This is a genomic window from Kribbella sp. NPDC004138 (assembly GCF_053603655.1).
Map to the genome: position 1 here is coordinate 379,908 of NZ_JBSGFZ010000004.1, position 16,728 is coordinate 396,635.

Genomic DNA, 16,728 nt, shown 5'->3' on the forward strand with positions numbered 1-16,728 from the left:
ACCGTGACGACAGACGACGCCGTGCGGAACGGACCCGTTCCGTATCGCGAGGTGAGCGAGCCCGGGTACGCCGAGCAGGCCGCCGGGACGTTCGTCATCGAGAACTTCGGAGTCGGTACGTCGCTGCTCGGCGGCCGCTGCCCGCGCTGCGACGCCTCGATCGAGGTCCCGTTGCTCGACGACGTCTTCCGCGGTGATCTCGGCAGCCGGCCGGGCGGCGGGACCGGTGCGCCCGGCGGCATCCGCTCGGTGCCGATCATCTGCACCTGCGCCGAGGCGCACCCCGGCAGGCCCGCGGACCGGGTCGGCTGCGGCGCCTACTGGATCTTCGACGTCCCGGCCGGCTCATGACCGACCGTCCGGCCGCCGGCCGCGCGGCCACACCGGCCGATCTCCGGCGGGCCCAGCAGCTCGACGCGATGCGCCGTACCGAGCTCCTGCGGGTCCGGACAGCGGCGACCCAGTGGCGCAACGGCCTTGCCGGCCTGCTCGTCGCACTGATCGGCTTCAGCCTGGTGAAGGGCCGCTCGGATATCGGCGAGCTCGCCTCCGGGGCAGCCATCGCGGTCGGCCTGCTGCTCCTGCTCGCCCTGGTGGCTGGTGCCTCCGGTGCGCTCTACCTGCTCCGGGCGGCCAACGGTCGGCCATCGGTCGTGCAGGTCAGTACGCTGCCGCCGGGCCCGATCGCGGACCACCGTGAGGCCCAGGACGCCGCACGCGCACTGCGCCGCGGCATCGCGCTCAGCCTGACCTGTGCGGCGCTGCTGACCGCCGCGGTCGCCACAACCTGGTACGGCCCGGCCAAGGACCAGCCGATGGTCGAGCTCACGACCGACAGCGCTGTGCTCTGCGGTGCGGTGATCCGGATCGACGACGGCCAGGTCACGCTCCGGACCAGTGCGGGTGAGCGGCTGGTCGAGCTGGGCAAGCTTCGGGCGATGCGGGCGGTGGGCTCATGTCCCGGCAGCTGATCGACGCGCTGCTCGCACGGGTGGCGCGGTGGGAGCAGGATCCGGCCAGTGACGCCGTACTCGGCCCTGCGGTCGACGACGAGCTGGAGCGGCTGACCGCGCTCCCCGGCTTCCCGCAGAACCTCGAGGCCCGGTACGCGGTCGGACTGGTGCTCTGGTGCCGCTGCATCGCGCTGGGCCCGGACGGCGAATTCGCTCTCAGCAAGGCCGTCGACATGCTCGCACCGATCGCTCATCAGCTGCCGTACGCCCTGCCGGAGGAGCTGCGGCACTGGGTGCGGATCCGCGAAGAGGCCGTCGCGGAAAGTGTCGAGGCGATGCAGGAGGTTGACCGGTACTACGAGTCCAGGAACCTCGAGACCCTCGACCGGGCGATCAGCCTGCTCACCAACGCCGCGCATCGGCTCGACGACACCAGACCCGCCACGGCGACGTTCCTGTTCGACCTCGGGAACCTGTTCTGGATCCGCTATCAGCACACCGGTCTTCCGATCGACCTGTTCATCACGGCCGATGCGATCACCAAGGCGACCGCGGCCGACGAATCGGGGTACCTGCTCGGGCGCGACGGGCTGCTCAACGATCAGGCCTCCCAGGTCTACGCGGTGTGGGAGCGGGACGGCTCACTGGAAACCCTGCAGGCCGCGGTCGACCTGCAACGCTGCGCGTTCCGGCTAGCCACGACGGACCGGCCGTCCCAGGCCGCATCCCTGGCGTATCTGGTGCAGATGGGGTACGAACGCACCGGCCGGCGGGAACTGCTCGACGACGCGATCGCCACGTCCCGGTGGGCGGTGGCTCAGGAGCCGGCGAACGGATCCGCGCTGCTCAACCTCGCCTATGCCCTGACTCATCGCGCCCGCGCCGACCAGGACACAGCGGTCGCGCACGAGGCCGTCGACCACGCACGGCGGGCGGTCGGCGCCGCCCCCGCCGCCCACCGTGGACGCGCGCTGCAGATCCTCGGGAACGCCCAACGCGTCGTCCACACACTCGCGCCCGAGCCCGCGGTGCTCGCCGAGGCCGTGGAGACGCTGCGGCAGGCGGTCGCCGAAACCGATCCGGAGGACCCGGACCACGTTCGGCGGCTGATGGCGCTCGCCGACGCGCTGCGGGCAGCGGCGAGCGACGAGTCCGAAGCTATGGAGGCGGTCGCACTGGCACGACGTGTTGTCGCTGCGACGGCCCCGTCCGCACCGGAATTCCACGTCCGGCGCGCGATCGTCGTCACGGCCCTCGTCAAGCAGCACGAGCTGACGAGGGACGCTGCGGTCCTGGCCGAAGCGGTCAGCGAAGGCCGCGCGGCGCTCGAGGTCACGCCCTCCGACTCGGTCGAGCTGCCCTCGGTCGTCCGCGCCCTCGTCAGAGCGCTCGGCTCCGGCCGGGTCACCGCCGACCGCTCCGCCGTACTCCAGGAAGCCGTCGACCTCGTCCGCGACTGCATCGGCTGGATCGCGCCGTCGCACCCGGAGGCCGACGCGCTGGTCGGCGATCTGGCTGCACTGGAGGCCGACCACGCCGACGCCCAGTTGCTGCGGTACGTCGAGTCGCCCGACGACGCCGCCCTCGACCGGATCATCGCCTCGGCCGAAGCCGGTACGGCGGCAACCAGCACCGCGCTGACGACGCTGTGCGAGGCGCTGCGCCTGCGGTTCGAGGCGTACAGCGAGGTCACCGACCTGGACCGATCCATCGAAGCCGGTCTGCGGGCGATCGACGAGCTCACCGACCAGCCGGAGCCGCTGAGTCGTGCGCAGGTCGCCGTGGGTTTCAGCCTGCGGCTGCGCTACGAGCGGACCGGGCACCTCGCCAGCCTGGACGACGCGATCGAGCTGCTGCGCCGGTCAGCGGCGGCCGCCGAGGCGCAGCCCGGCAGCGCGTTCCTGGCCGCACGGCTCAACATGCTCGGCAACGCGCGGTGGGAGCGGAGTATGCGCGCCCAGGACGCCAGGCTCCTGGAGAGCGCGATCGCCGACCTCCGACGCTCAGTTGAGCTCGGGGCTGCGGCCGGTACCGTCGATCCGGGCCACCTCAGCAACCTCGCACTCGCCGTGCGAACCCAGTACGAAACGACCCACGAGCCGGCGCTGGTGGACGAGCTGGTCGAGATTCTCCAGCGCGCGGTGCGGGAATCCAGGCCGGACAACAACCGGCTGCCGGTGTTCCGGTCGAACCTCGCGATCGCGCTGACCGACCGCTACAGGCGCGACGGGGATCTCGCGGATCTCGACGCCGCGATCGCCGTCCATCACGAAGTCCTCGCCGCACCGACGGCCGGGCCGGCGTTCCGGGCGGGGAGCCGGACGAACCTGGCGCACAGTCTGGTCCAGCGTTACCGGCGTACTGGGGACCGCGCGACGCTGGGATCGGCGTTCGCCGAGTACCGCGCCATCGTCGGCGAGACGTCGCACCCGCCGATCGGGCGCTGCCAGTCGGCCTTCGCGTGGGGTGCGCTGGCGGCCGAGGTGCAGGACTGGGCGGAGGCGCTGGAAGCGTACGCGGCGGCGATCGCCCAGCTTCCGCTCGTGGCTCCACGCTCGCTGGATCGCGCCGACCAGGAACACGGCCTTCGCCAATTCACCACGCTCGGCCCGGACGCCGCGGCCGCCGCCCTCCAGTTGGCCGACGCCGCGAACGATCCGGCAGTCGCCGGCGAGCTTCGCGCCCGCGCCGTCGAGCTCCTCGACCAGAGCCGCGGCGTCCTACTCACACACCAACTCGAGTCCCGCAGCGACCTCTCCCGCCTCCGCACCCACGCCCCCACCCTCGCCACCCGCTTCGAGAACCTACTGGCGCTGCGCAACCAGCCAACTTGATGGATGCGGCCGGACCAGCGAGGTCAGCCGGCGGCTTGTTCGGTGGTGGCGCGGTGTAGCTGGACCGGGAGGGACTCGACGCCGTAGACGATGGAGAAGTCGCGGAAGCGGAGCTGCTCCTCGGGGACGGCCAGGGCCAGGTCGGGGAAGCGGTGCGCGAGCGCGGTGAACGCGGCGCGGAGCTCCATCCGGGCGAGTTCGGCGCCGACGCAGCGGTGCATGCCGTGCCCGAAGGCGAGATGCGCGGCGGACACGGTACGACGGGGGTAGAAGTCCTCGGCGTCCGACCCGAAGACCACCTTGTCCCGGTCCGCACCGGACAGCGACACCGCGACCAGGTCGCCCTTCTTCACCGGGTGCCCGAACAGCTCGTGGTCGTGCCGGGCGAACCGCGGGAACGCGACCTGCACCACGGTCAGGTACCGCAGCAGCTCCTCGACGATCCCGTCGACGGCGCCCGGCTCGTTGCGGATCCGCTCGAAGTTCTCCGGATCACGCAGCAGCACCAGCGTCCCGAGCGCGAGCATGCTGGCCGACGTCTCGTACCCGCCGAGGAACACACCGTCGGCCAGTCCGCCGAGCTCCACGTCGTCGAGCGTGTCGCCCTGGGCGCGGATGATCGACCCGATCAGGCCGTCGCCGGGGTTCACCCGCTGCTTCCGGACGATCTCGAACAGGAACTCCCGCGACTCCGAAGCCGACCCGAACAGCCCGATTCCGCCGCCGGACATGTCGAACCGGGCCGGACCGAGCGCCCGGAACCGGTCGCGGTCCTGCTCCTCGACCCCGAGCAGGTCCGCGATCAGCAGGAACGGCACGTTGAAGGCGAAGTCGGAGACGATGTCGGCGACCGGCCCCTTGGCCTCCATCAGGTCCAGCTGGTCGTTGACGATCTTCTCGATCGCCGGTTCCAGCCGCGCCAGCCGGCGCTTGGTGAACTCCGGCGTCAGCAGCTTCCGCAGCCGGGTGTGGTCCGGCGGGTCGGTGAAGCCGAGGCCGCCGATCCCCTCCGACGGCTTGTTCGGGTCCGAGCCGACCAGCGGCCGGATGTCGTGGCTGTAGTCCTCTTCGTTGGACAGCACGTACTTCGCCTCGGCGTGCCCGCTGACCACCCAAACGTTCAGCCCGAACAGGTGCGCCAGCTTGTGCACCGGCTCGGTCTCCCGGACCGCGGCCAGCTCCGGCACCGGGTCCACCCCGTGCCGGCGCAGCGGCATCGAGACCGCGCTGGGGAACATCCGCATCTTCGACAGGTCGAGACCACCCTTGCGGGTGGACCTGTTGAGGATCCGGCTGCCGACCCAACGCTTCAGGTATGTCGCAACCATGACTTCTACGCGCCCTCTCTCAACTGCGCCCCCAGGCTCTTGTCGGTAAAAGCTAACCTCGCGGGGGGACCAGATCTGATGGTGTTGGCACTACTCCGGTAGTGGCGTTGGCACCACCATGGGAGGGGGCCACGGCATGCCAGCAGAGACATTGTCATGCACAGAGGCTCCGTTGCCACCGGAACCCACCTGTACTGCGCCCCGGACTGTGACATGGCGTCGCTCAGGGAGTTTTCAGGGAAACCAGCGACGAAAGTCGGATGCGCGATCCGTCCGGAGATCGTTGCCTGGACGCTCAGAGGTAGTACGGAGTCACGATCCGGAGTACGTCGGCCAGCTTTGTCTTGACCTGCTCGCGTTGCGGGACCTGTGTGAGTTTCTTCGCATCTCCCACCCGCAGACCGTGATCGGCCAGGACATACACCACCCGCAGCGTCCGGATGGTGTTCGTCACCTCGGGTGTGATGCCTTCGGCCGGCGGGTTCGACAGCGCCCGGATCGCCGGGTCCAGCCATTCCGTGGCATCGCTGCCGCTCAGGTCGGAGCGGGTCAGCGTGGCCGCGAGCGCGTACCCGAGGCGGTCGTCCTCCATGTCGCGCAGCACGTACGACGTCGGCGTCAGTAGCCGCCCGATCCCGAGCCGCAGCATCTGCACCGGCTCCACCGCCTCGTGCAGCCCGAGCGTCCCGAGCAGGTCCGCACCGTGCGCGACCGCGTGCAGCCAGCCGAGCTTCTCGTCGTACCCGCGCAGGTCCTCCTCGCCGACGTACCAGCGCTCGAACGGCGGCACCCAGCTCGGCTCGAAGACCCCGGCCGAGACGATCGAGTCCAGGATCAGCGGAGCGAACGTCCGCGCCTGGATCTCCGGGTCGCCGAACCGCGGCACCATCAGGTCGCCGAGCGCTCGCAACTCGTCCGCGGACAGCACGCCACGCCCGATCCAGGTCGCCAGGACGGAGTACGCGTGCCGGTCCCGGACGACGGGATCCGGCGACCGCAGCATCCCGGCCAGCTCGGCCACCAACTCGCCCAGCGGCCGGCCTTCGGGAACCGCGTCATCGGTGTCGCGCACCTGAGCCCAATCGGTCATGCGCGGCACGGTAGACGTTTGCCGGGCCACCGGCCACCCCAGGACCGGAAAGGGAAACGGCCCGCGGTCCATCCGGAGACCGGATGCACCACGGGCCGTCGCGGCCAGGACCCCTCAGCCCGGCCGGGCCCCTGCCCCGGTCAAGGGCCCCTCAACCTCCGACCGGGGTGGACTTGTCAGGCGTCGCGCTTGCTCGCCGAGAACAACGCGATCGCCATCAGCGCCGCGGCCCAGGCCGCGAAGTACAGCAGCGCCCACCACGGACCCATCGCGTACTGCGCGTCGGCCGGCGGACCGTTGACGCCGAAGTCCTGGCCCTGGTTCAGAAACGAACCGGCGTTCTGGAACGGGGACCAGCGCGACATGTCGTCGCCGACCTTCGGGATCAGGTTGAACAGGTTCTCGACCAGCAGCGGCCACAGGATCAGGATCGCGATCGCACCGGCGCTCTGCCGGATCAGGATGCCGACCGCCACCGCGATCACCGCGGACAGCGCGAACACCAGACCTTGACCGGCCAGCAGCCGCCATTCACCGGCGGTGTTGATGGACAGGTCCGCGCCGTCCTTGAAGATGTTGCCGATCCCCCAGGCGCCGAACGACGCGATCAGCCCGACGAGGGCGGACAGCGCGGCGACCACGGCGGTCTTGCCGAGCAGCAGCGCCGCGCGCTGCGGCACGGCCTGGAAGCTGGTCCGGATGGTGCCGAACCGGTACTCGGTCGTCACCGCCAGCGCGGCCATCACCATCATCACCATCTGGCTGAGCTGCGCTCCGCCCTGGGTGAGGCCGATGGTCACCGGGCCCTCGGAGAAGCCCGCGGCCAGCGCCGCCAGACCGAGCGTCAGCACGGCGGCGACGACCATGCACCACCACGGTGAGCGGGTGGAGAAGAGCTTGATGCGCTCGACTGCGATCACCGACATGTCAGTTGTCCTCCTTCGGACCCGCGGCCACCTCGGCGGCGTCGGGGGCGTCGAGCGACGTCACAGCGGCGATCTCCTCGTGCGCGTGGTACTCGACCGAGTCACCGGTCATCTGCATGAATGCCTGCTCCAGCGAACCGCGCTGCAGCGTCAGCTCGTGCAGCACGATGCCGTGCGCCGCGGCGGCCTCTCCGATCTGGTCGGTGGTCAGGTCGCCTTCGACAAACAGCACCTTGCCCTGGTCCTCGACGTCCTCGATGCGGGTCGCCAGCTGCTGCTGGCTCAGGACGGCGGCGAACTGGTCGAGCTGCGGCGTCCGCACCTTCACCGTCGTACCACTGGCGCGATCGACGAACTCCTGGGTGCTGCTCTGCGCGATCAGCTTGCCGCGGCCGATGACGACCAGTTCCTCGGCGGTGAGCGCCATCTCGGACAGCAGGTGGCTGGAGACCAGCACGGTCCGGCCCTCGTCGGCCAGCCGGTGCATGAAGGTCCGGATCCAGACGATGCCCTCCGGGTCGAGACCGTTCACCGGCTCGTCGAACAGCAGCACCTCCGGGTCGCCGAGCAGCGCGCCGGCGATCCCGAGCCGCTGCGACATGCCCAGCGAGAAGGCCCCGGCCCGCTTGTTCGCGACCGAGCTCAGGCCGACCATCTCGAGCACCTTGTCGACCGATGACTTCGGCAACTTGTTGGACGCGGCCATCCAGGTCAGGTGGGCGCGCGCCGAGCGGTTCGGGTGCACCCACTTGGCGTCCAGCAGCGCGCCGACCTTGGTCAGCGGCCGGTGCAGGTCCCGGTACCGCTGCCCGTCGATCGTGACCTCGCCGGACGTCGGCGTGTCGAGCCCTAGGATCATCCGCATGGTGGTCGACTTGCCGGCCCCGTTCGGGCCGAGGAAGCCGGTCACCTTGCCGGGTTTCACCTCGAAAGACAGGTTGTCAACGGCAACTGTCGTGCCGTATCGCTTGGTGAGGCCCTTTGCCTCGATCATCGCCGTGCTCCTCGTCAGATGGCGTGAAATCGTCCCCGGTCGGGCGGGATGTGTCGTGATGAGATCAGTATCGAGGCCCACCCGGTGCTGAGCATCGGACCCCGGGCGGATCCGGTGTGTCCACCCGTGGGTTGATTCTGCCGTCGGCACCCGAACGGCTGCTATCGGTTAACTCCCTGACCACGACCCCGACGATCCCCCATCCCGCGGGGGAGCACATCAGCCGAAAGTCGACGGCGGGCGTACTTCGGTCGACCGTTGCTGGAAGTGACTACCAAAAGATCAGTCGACCGGAACGCCGTAGAGCACCAGGTTCTGGCTGTAGCGGTGCGCCGCACGGTCGTACGAACCGGTGCAGGTCACGAGCGCCAGCCGGGGCTTCGCCGCGCCCTGGAACAGGTCGGCGGGCAGGGCCTCCTGCTTGTACGTACGGCGCGCCACGATGCGGTACCAGTGCTCCTCGCCGTCGCCGCTCGTCACGCCGACCGTGGCCCCGACCGGCACCTCGGACAGCGCCGCGAACACACCACGCCCGCGGGTGGTGTCCACATGTCCTGCGAGCAGCACGGTGCCGCCGTCAGCGCCCGGCGCCGCACCCGCGGCCCACCAGCCGACGTCTGCGCTCGACTTGGGCACCTGCAGCTGGCCGTCGGCTCCGGTCCCGACCGGCCGCACCGACGCCTCCAGGACACCGGGCAGCTTCAACCGGACAGGCGGTACGGCGGCCTCGCGCTCCGCGGCGGTCTTGCCGGCCGCCGGGACCTTGCCGGTGTTGGCGGGCTGGTCACCGAACAGCATGACCAAACCGGCTCCCAGTGCGATGACTCCGGCCAGGCGTCGCCGTACGGAGATCGACTTGCCGATGAAAAGCAGCACCGCTCCGATGCCGAGCAGGATCACCGCTGCCCGAGCACGGGCCTTCTCCGCATCCGCATGCTGGCCGCCGTCGCCGGTCGGCACCACTGGGGTGACGGACGTGGTCTTGCAGGTGCCTGCCACCAGACGCTGATGCATCTGGAGCACTGGCTTGGCACCCTCCGCCAGTGACTCGACGGCCGGTGACGCGCTGATCGGCAGCTCACCGTTGACCAGCGCCAGGTACTGCTGATGCTCCTGGCGCTGCAGGGCCAGCCAGGCAGCGTCGTACCCGGCTGTCCCGGCTTTGGCCGCGACAGCGTTGAGTTGCTGGCGCTGCGTCGCAGAGGGCTCTGTCGGCAGCAGGATGTTGAGGCGGGTGGCGACGTCGAGCTCCTGCGCCGAGAGCTTGCTGTGGTCGCGCTCGAGCTGCGCGGCTGCCCGTCGTACGCAGGCGGTCTTGCCCTTGGTCGTCGCGGCGTGCGCGGACTCGATGATCGTGAGGTTGATCTGGTGCGCGGCGTTGAGGTACGCGACATCCGGTTGCGGCGTCGCGGCGTTCGCCGGCTGCAGCGCGCCGAGCACGCCCACCGCAACCAGGAGCAGCAGCGCGGGCACCCGGGCGATCCTCACAGGACGACAGTAGAAGAGTCGACGGCCCCGGGTCCAGACATGCGAAACGGCCCGCCGGACAGGCCGGCGGGCCGCTTCGGAAGGTACCGCGAATCAGGCGGCGGCGTTCACCTCGGCCGGCGTGTCGGCGATGACCGACTCCCGGCGCTTGGAGACGAACACGGCGGCGGCCAGGATCACCACGGCCACGACCGCGATGATGATCCGCAGCGCGGTGTTGGTGTCGTCGCCGATCGCCGACATCCCGACGACCGCCGGAGCGATCAGCACCGAGACCAGGTTCATCACCTTGATCAGCGGGTTGATGGCCGGACCGGCGGTGTCCTTGAACGGGTCACCGACGGTGTCACCGATGACGGTGGCCTCGTGCGCGGGCGAACCCTTGCCGCCGTGGTTGCCGTCCTCGACCAGCTTCTTCGCGTTGTCCCAGGCACCACCGGAGTTGGCCAGGAAGACCGCCATCAGGGTGCCGGCGCCGATCGCACCGGCCAGGTAACCGGCCAGCGCCGAGGCGCCGAGGCCGAAGCCGACGGCGATCGGCGCGGTCAGCGCCAGCAGACCCGGGGTGGCCAGCTCCCGCAGCGAGTCGCGGGTGCAGATGTCCACGACCTTGCCGTACTCCGGCTTGCCCGTGCCCTCCATGATCCCGGGGATGTCGCGGAACTGGCGACGGACCTCGTAGACGACCGCACCGGCGGCGCGGCCGACGGCGTTGATGGCCAGACCCGAGAACATGAACACAACCGCGGCGCCGAGGATCAGACCGACCAGCGTGCCCGGGTTGAACACCAGGGCGTCGGCCTCGAACTTGGCGTACTGGTCGCCGAGCGAGGAGCGGATCGCGTCGGTGTAGGAACCGAACAGCGCGGTCGCGGCCAGCACGGCGGTGGCGATTGCGATGCCCTTGGTGATCGCCTTGGTGGTGTTGCCGACGGCGTCCAGTTCGGTGAGGATCTGGGCCGCCTCGCCGTCCACGTCACCGGACATCTCGGCGATGCCCTGCGCGTTGTCGGAGACCGGGCCGAAGGTGTCCATCGCGACGATGACGCCGACGGTGGTGAGCAGACCGCAGCCGGCCAGCGCGATCGCGAACAGCGCGACCACACCGGAGCCGCCGACCAGGAAGGCGCCGTACACGGCCGCCGCGATCACCACAGCGGTGTAGACAGCGGACTCGAAGCCGACCGAGATACCGGACAGGATCACCGTGGCGGCACCGGTCAGCGACGACTTGCCGACGTCCTTGACCGGCTTGTCCTCGGTGCCGGTGAAGTACCCGGTCAGCGCCAGGATGACGGCCGCCAGGACGATACCGATGATGACCGAGATGGTCGCGATCAGCCGCGGGTCGCCGTCGGTCACGGCGATCGACTCGCTCGCGCCGGTCAGGTCCTTGAAGCTGCTCGGCAGGTAGACGAACGCCGCCACCGCACACAGCACACCGGAGATCAGCGCGGAGATGTAGAACGCCCGGTTGATCGTGCGCAGGCCGTTCTCGCCGGTCCGCGGACGGGTCAGGAAGACGCCGACGACGGCGGTGAGCGCGCCGATGGCCGGCACGATCAGCGGGAAGATCAGGCCCTGCTCGCCGAACGCGGCCTTGCCCAGGATCAGCGAGGCCACCAGCATCACGGCGTACGACTCGAACAGGTCGGCCGCCATTCCGGCGCAGTCGCCGACGTTGTCACCGACGTTGTCGGCGATCGTCGCGGCGTTCCGCGGGTCGTCCTCGGGGATGTTCTGCTCGACCTTGCCGACCAGGTCGGCGCCGACGTCGGCGGCCTTGGTGAAGATACCGCCGCCGACCCGCATGAACATCGCGAGCATCGCGGCGCCGAAACCGAAGCCCTCGAGCACGGTCGGGGCGTCACCCTTGAACAGCAGCACGACGAGCGCGGCGCCGAACAGGCCGAAGCCCACGGTCGCCATGCCGACGGTGCCGCCGGTGCGGAACGCGACCCGCATCGCCGGGTTGCGGCCCTCGTCCCGGGCGGCCGCGGCGACCCGGACGTTGGCGCGCGTCGCGAGCCACATGCCCAGATAGCCGATCGCGGCGGAGAAGCCCGCGCCGACCAGGAAGAACACCGAGCGGAAGATCTTCAGCGTGGTCTCGTTGCCGCCGTCGGTGTGGGCCGGCAGCAGGAACAGCAACAGGAACGCGACCACGGCGAAGATCGACAATGTCCGGAACTGCCGGTTCAGGTACGCCGAGGCGCCTTCCTGAACCGCCGCGGCGATCGTCTTCATGTTCTCGGTGCCATCGTTCGCGGCAAGCACCTGGCCCCGGAAGACCATCGCGATGACGACCGCGAGAATCGCGATCACCCCGACAACGATCACCAGTGTGGTGTTGCTCGACGAAAGATCCACCGCTTGTGGAGCAAGCAGCGCGGACATCCGTCCTCCTTGTAGGCAACCCATCCAGGCTTGACGGCCCCCGTCTGCCGCAACCGAAGGGTTGGGGAAATACGACACAGCGCCAGTGGACTGGCGCGGTGGGTTACTCTAACGGGTTCCCGACCAGACCTGACGACAGGGTGGTCTACGCCATACCGGGTCGGCCCGGCAAGACCCCTGCCGGAACCTGGGCGGAACAATCACCGAAAGTAGCGAGGCGGACACCGTTTCGCTTCATCAGATCGCCGAGGCGACGTCCGGGTGGATGTCGAAGACCTTGGTCAGGCCGGTGATCCGGAAGATCTTCAGCAGCCGTTCCTGGGTGCAGACCAGGGACAGGGATCCGTCGTGGGTGCGCACCCGCTTCAGGCCGCCGACGAGGACACCGAGGCCGGTGGAGTCCAGGAACTCCACGCGTTCCAGGTCGATGACGATGTCGTAGACGCCTTCTTCGACGAGCGTGGCGATCTTCTCCCTGAGCTTCGGTGCGGTGTAGACGTCGATCTCCCCCGCAACCTCGATGACGGTTCGCCCGCCCTCGGCGCGCGCGGTCAGCGACAGATCCACTTCAGCCTCCGATCCCATGAACTGCTGCATTCAACCATGTACGGACCGTGAGAAGACCCGTTGCCGAAAACTCTTTCATCTCGCCCACCCGAAGTCGATTCCCCTCCGGAAAAAGCCGCGTGCATCCGCGCGTGCATTCTCAGCGGACTCTCAGCGGCAAGCCCTTGTCCGTGCAGGGCACTACGCTCACCGTATGCGTGCAGGTGGTGAGGCGGCTGCCGTCCTGAAGCGCCTGGCCGCCGGTCGTGACGACCGGTTGACGCATGTCGAGGCGGTGCCGCCACGGCTGGGACAAACGTGTGATTGGCCGCGGTGGGTGCCGTCCGAGGTGCTCGACCAGTTGCGGGACTCCGGCATCACGGCCCCTTGGACCCATCAGGTCGCGACCGCCGAGGCGGCGTATTCGGGCAGGCACGTCGTCGTGGCGACCGGGACGGCATCCGGCAAGTCGCTCGGGTACCTGTTGCCGGCCTTCGCCACGTTGAGCATCGCGCAGGCCGCGTCACCACACCGTCGTACGGCGTCGGTGCTCTACCTGTCTCCGACCAAGGCCCTCGCCCACGACCAGTTGCGCGCGGTCTCGGCGTACACCGTGCCGGGCCTGCGGGCCACGACGCTGGACGGCGACTCGGAGCGGACCGAGCGGGACTGGGCGCGCGACCACGCGACGTACGTGCTCAGCAACCCGGACATGCTGCACCGGTCGGTCCTGCCGAACCATCAACGCTGGGCGCGGTTCCTGGGCTGCCTGCAGTACGTCGTGGTCGACGAGTGTCACCACTACCGCGGCGTCTTCGGTGCGCACGTCGCCGGCGTACTGCGGCGGCTGCGGCGGGTCTGCGCGCAGTACGGCGCCAATCCGATCTTTGTCTGCGCCTCGGCGACAGTGGCCGAGCCGGCGCTGTCAGGTGAGCGCCTGACCGGGCTGCCGATGGCGGAGGTGGTCGAGGACGGCTCTCCACGCGGCGGTATCGCCTTCGGCCTCTGGGAGCCGCCACTGACGGCCCTGCACGGCGAGAACGGCGCACCGGTACGACGGTCCGCCACAGCCGAGGTGGCCGACCTGCTGACCGACCTGGTGGTCACAGGTGTTCGCACGGTCGCGTTCGTCCGCTCGCGGCGTGGAGCCGAGACGGTGGCGATGACAGCCCGGGAGAACCTGGCCGAGGTCGACCCGGCGCTGACGGACCAGGTGTCGGCGTACCGGGCCGGGTATCTACCGGAAGAGCGGCGGCGGCTCGAGGGCATGTTGCAGAGCGGCGAGCTCACCGGCGTCGCGGCGACGAACGCTCTCGAGCTGGGCATCGACATCGCCGGACTGGATGCCGTGCTGCTGTCAGGATGGCCCGGCACTCGCGCCTCGCTGTGGCAGCAGGCCGGTCGCGCCGGGCGCGCCGGCGGGGACGCGGTGGCGCTCCTGATCGCGCGGGACGACCCACTGGACACCTACCTGGTGCGCCACCCGGGCGCCATCTTCGGCCGCCCGGTCGAAGCCACCGTGTTCAACCCGGAGAACCCGTACGTGCTCGGGCCCCAACTGTGCGCCGCCGCCCAGGAGCTACCGCTGACGCCCGACGATTTCGAGATCTTCGGCGAGACGACAGCGCAGGTGATCGCACAACTCGTACGGCAGGGTGCGCTGCGCGAGCGGCCGCACGGGTGGTTCTGGACGCGCCGGGAGCGCGCCGTCGACGCCATCGACATCCGGTCCGCCGGCGGCAAGACGGTGCAGATCGTGGAGGACCGAACCGGTCGCCTGCTCGGCACGGTCGACGGCGGCTCGGCGCATGCGTCGGTGCACGAGGGCGCCGTCTACGTGCACGCGGGCGAGTCGTACCTGGTGCGGTCGCTGGACCTCGAGGAGCACGCCGCGGTCGTCGAGCCCGCCTCGCCCGACTACACGACCTTCGCGCGGGACGTGACCGAGATCAGCATCCTGGCGACCGAGGAGACGTGCACCTGGGGGACGGCGGAGTTGTCGCGGGGCTGGGTCCAGGTGACGAGTCAGGTCATCTCGTACCAGCGCAAGCTGATCGCGACCGGCGACGTACTCGACGAGCAGCCGCTGGATCTGCCCGAGCGCACCCTGCGGACCAAGGCGGTGTGGTGGACGATGCCCGACGCCGCCGTCGAGGCGCTCGGGCTGGCCGACGTACCGGGTGCGGCCCACGCGGCCGAGCACGCGTCGATCGGCCTCCTCCCGCTGTTCGCCACCTGCGACCGCTGGGACATCGGCGGCGTCTCCACCGCCCGGCACGCCGACACCGCCCGGCTCACGGTCTTCGTGTACGACGGCCACCCCGGCGGAGCCGGATTCGCCGAACACGGGTACGCCGCGGCGCGCGAGTGGTTGACTGCGACACGCGAGGCGATTGCACACTGTGAATGTACGGACGGATGCCCTTCGTGCGTACAGTCGCCCAAGTGTGGGAACCAGAACAACCCACTCGACAAGAGCGGCGCGGTGGCGTTGCTCTCCGCATTACTGAGCAGTGAGGCCTGACGAGTCCGGCGGTCTCCGGACGGAGAGGCAGCGTGCCATGGTCGTCCTCGGAGTTGTTCTGATCGTTCTGGCCGTGCTGTTCGGCCTGGGTGTCTCGGTGTCGTCCACTGCTTCGACGACGATGGAGGTGTTCGGCGTCGACTTCGGTGTCTCGGTGCCGACGATCTTCTTCCTCGGCGCTGTGACCGGTGCCGCGCTGATCGCCGGCCTGTGGCTGACGAAGAAGGGACTCGGTCGCGGCTGGCGGCGCCGCAAGGAGATGCGCGAACTGCGCGCCCAGGCGGCGAGCACGCCGAGTAACACCGTCGGCGGGGAGATCACGGAAAGTGACGCCGCTGCCGATGTCCCGCCGCGCCTCGAGGGTTCGCCGGAAGCGCCCGCCGACGAGCGCCTGGCGACCGAGCAGGAGCTCGCGCCGGACCCCAGGGACACCAAACAGCCCCACTGACAACTCTGTTGCCTACGGCATCTTCTAACGCAGTGCGCTACCGGAATCGCAGCGGATTGCCGTAAGATCTCGAACAGTTCACAACGGCGGAACAGCAGCCTCGCATCCCAATGTAGATGCCTTGCGCAACGACGCGTGCCTGGCAGTTAGTTGCCATTGGCATCAAGTTTCGCAAGATCGGCATAACCTCCTCGGTCGCTCCTGTGCCTTACTTGTTGTGGCGTCAACGTCGCGCTGAGTCACTGCCGGCATTCCGGCTCGCGCCACGGGGTCCCGACGACCTGACGCCAAGCGATGGCACGACCTCTGGAGGTTGTCTTGATCATCCGAAAGCTGTTCAGTCGCACCGGCGTGGTGGTGCTCGCGGTCAGCGTGGCGATCGCCACCGCCGTACCGGCCCAGGCCGCGAACCCGGCACCCCGCGGTTCGACGGCACCCGGCGTCACCGTGGGCGTGGCACAACAGATCGCCACCCGCTCCGACACCCGCTACTGCCTGACGTTCGTCGCGGCCGGCAAGGTCCCGATGGCGGTCATGATGGCGTGTGCGCCGGGCAAGGAGGGCAAGACCCAGGAGTGGATCTACACCGAGTCCGGCCAGCTGCAGGTCGCGATGAGCAAGAGCGTCGGTGGCGCCCTTGCCGCGACCGGAGCCTGCCTGGACAGCGGTGCGGACCTGGCCAAGGTTCCGGCGTCGGCTCCACTGCTGGTCCTGCCCTGCCGTGACGGCGACGGCCAGAAGTGGAACTACGACGAGGACACCGGCACGTTCGTGAACGCCGCCAGTGGGCTCGCCCTGACCTCGCTGCTTGGCAAGGGGAAGGCCAAGCAGGCGCAGCCGACCGGCACGATGAGCGCCGCGGGCACGCCGATCCAGGCCTGGAGCGGCCTTCCGGTGCCGAGCCTGGACATCCTGGGCGCGGTACTGGCACTCGTGAACGCGCTGCTGGCGTCGCTGGGCCTGGCCCTGCCGCTGCCGATCGCGGGCGCGGCCGCCAGCTTGCTGTCGCTGCTCAGGCCGCAGGTTCCGATCCCGGCCCAGATGACGGTGCTGCCGAAGCAGATGATGCAACTGGCCCAGAGCTGAGCCGAGGAGGACAGCAACCACTAGCCAACGAGAGGACGGCCGGCCCCGACATCGGCGGGGCCGGCCCCGTGTGACAGCGGTTGTAGAGGGCCCGCGCGGGGCGGCGGGCCGGCG

General features: G+C 69.7%; 13 protein-coding genes. 6 read left to right on the top strand and 7 right to left on the bottom strand.

The annotated features are described in order from the left end of the window. Positions 1 to 3: 3 nt before the first annotated feature. From ACWEOO_RS07855 to ACWEOO_RS07865, 3 genes are read left to right on the top strand one after another with little or no spacing between them, the layout of a single operon-like run. Complete coding sequence (locus tag ACWEOO_RS07855; RefSeq protein ID WP_363707693.1) at positions 4 to 351, top strand: hypothetical protein; 348 nt, start codon at positions 4 to 6, stop codon at positions 349 to 351. After that, positions 348 to 971 (top strand): hypothetical protein, encoded by a 624-nt coding sequence (locus ACWEOO_RS07860; protein ID WP_452142328.1) that lies wholly within the window; start codon positions 348 to 350, stop codon positions 969 to 971. Before ACWEOO_RS07855 ends, ACWEOO_RS07860 begins: the two co-directional genes overlap by 4 nt. After that, positions 956 to 3,787, top strand: coding sequence for a hypothetical protein (locus ACWEOO_RS07865; RefSeq protein ID WP_452142329.1), 2,832 nt, complete (start codon positions 956 to 958; stop codon positions 3,785 to 3,787). Before ACWEOO_RS07860 ends, ACWEOO_RS07865 begins: the two co-directional genes overlap by 16 nt. A gap of 23 nt (positions 3,788 to 3,810) precedes the next feature. Here ACWEOO_RS07865 and ACWEOO_RS07870 read toward each other — a convergent pair whose 3' ends face one another. The 7 genes from ACWEOO_RS07870 to ACWEOO_RS07900 all read right to left on the bottom strand — a co-directional run bounded on the left by ACWEOO_RS07870 (position 3,811) and on the right by ACWEOO_RS07900 (position 12,595). Further along, on the bottom strand, positions 3,811 to 5,115 hold the full coding sequence (locus ACWEOO_RS07870; RefSeq protein ID WP_452142330.1) for a cytochrome P450: 1,305 nt from the start codon (positions 5,113 to 5,115) through the stop codon (positions 3,811 to 3,813). Between the two features lie 295 nt (positions 5,116 to 5,410). Beyond that, a complete protein-coding gene (locus ACWEOO_RS07875; protein ID WP_452142331.1) occupies positions 5,411 to 6,205 on the bottom strand; it encodes a DUF2785 domain-containing protein in 795 nt (264 codons plus the stop codon). A gap of 176 nt (positions 6,206 to 6,381) precedes the next feature. Further along, a complete protein-coding gene (locus ACWEOO_RS07880) occupies positions 6,382 to 7,131 on the bottom strand; it encodes a hypothetical protein (protein ID WP_359936893.1) in 750 nt (249 codons plus the stop codon). Between the two features lies 1 nt (position 7,132). Further along, entirely contained in the window at positions 7,133 to 8,125 is a 993-nt protein-coding gene (locus ACWEOO_RS07885) for an ABC transporter ATP-binding protein (RefSeq protein WP_452142332.1), read from the bottom strand. A gap of 282 nt (positions 8,126 to 8,407) precedes the next feature. Then, a complete protein-coding gene (locus tag ACWEOO_RS07890; RefSeq protein ID WP_452142333.1) occupies positions 8,408 to 9,613 on the bottom strand; it encodes a DUF4142 domain-containing protein in 1,206 nt (401 codons plus the stop codon). Between the two features lie 93 nt (positions 9,614 to 9,706). Then, a complete protein-coding gene (locus ACWEOO_RS07895; protein ID WP_452142334.1) occupies positions 9,707 to 12,010 on the bottom strand; it encodes a sodium-translocating pyrophosphatase in 2,304 nt (767 codons plus the stop codon). 237 nt (positions 12,011 to 12,247) lie between these two features. Next, a complete protein-coding gene (locus ACWEOO_RS07900) occupies positions 12,248 to 12,595 on the bottom strand; it encodes an STAS domain-containing protein (protein ID WP_452142335.1) in 348 nt (115 codons plus the stop codon). A gap of 175 nt (positions 12,596 to 12,770) precedes the next feature. Between ACWEOO_RS07900 and ACWEOO_RS07905 the strand changes: the two genes are divergently transcribed. The 3 genes from ACWEOO_RS07905 (at position 12,771) to ACWEOO_RS07915 (ending at position 16,614) form a co-directional block, all read left to right on the top strand. Beyond that, on the top strand, positions 12,771 to 15,080 hold the full coding sequence (locus tag ACWEOO_RS07905; protein ID WP_452142336.1) for a DEAD/DEAH box helicase: 2,310 nt from the start codon (positions 12,771 to 12,773) through the stop codon (positions 15,078 to 15,080). Positions 15,081 to 15,117: 37 nt separating this feature from the next. Continuing rightward, positions 15,118 to 15,528 carry a hypothetical protein gene (locus ACWEOO_RS07910; protein WP_363707672.1) on the top strand — a complete coding sequence of 137 codons (411 nt, stop codon included), beginning with the start codon at positions 15,118 to 15,120 and terminating at the stop codon, positions 15,526 to 15,528. A 318-nt stretch (positions 15,529 to 15,846) separates the two neighbouring features. Then, a complete protein-coding gene (locus tag ACWEOO_RS07915) occupies positions 15,847 to 16,614 on the top strand; it encodes a hypothetical protein (protein WP_452142337.1) in 768 nt (255 codons plus the stop codon). Positions 16,615 to 16,728: the final 114 nt, after the last annotated feature.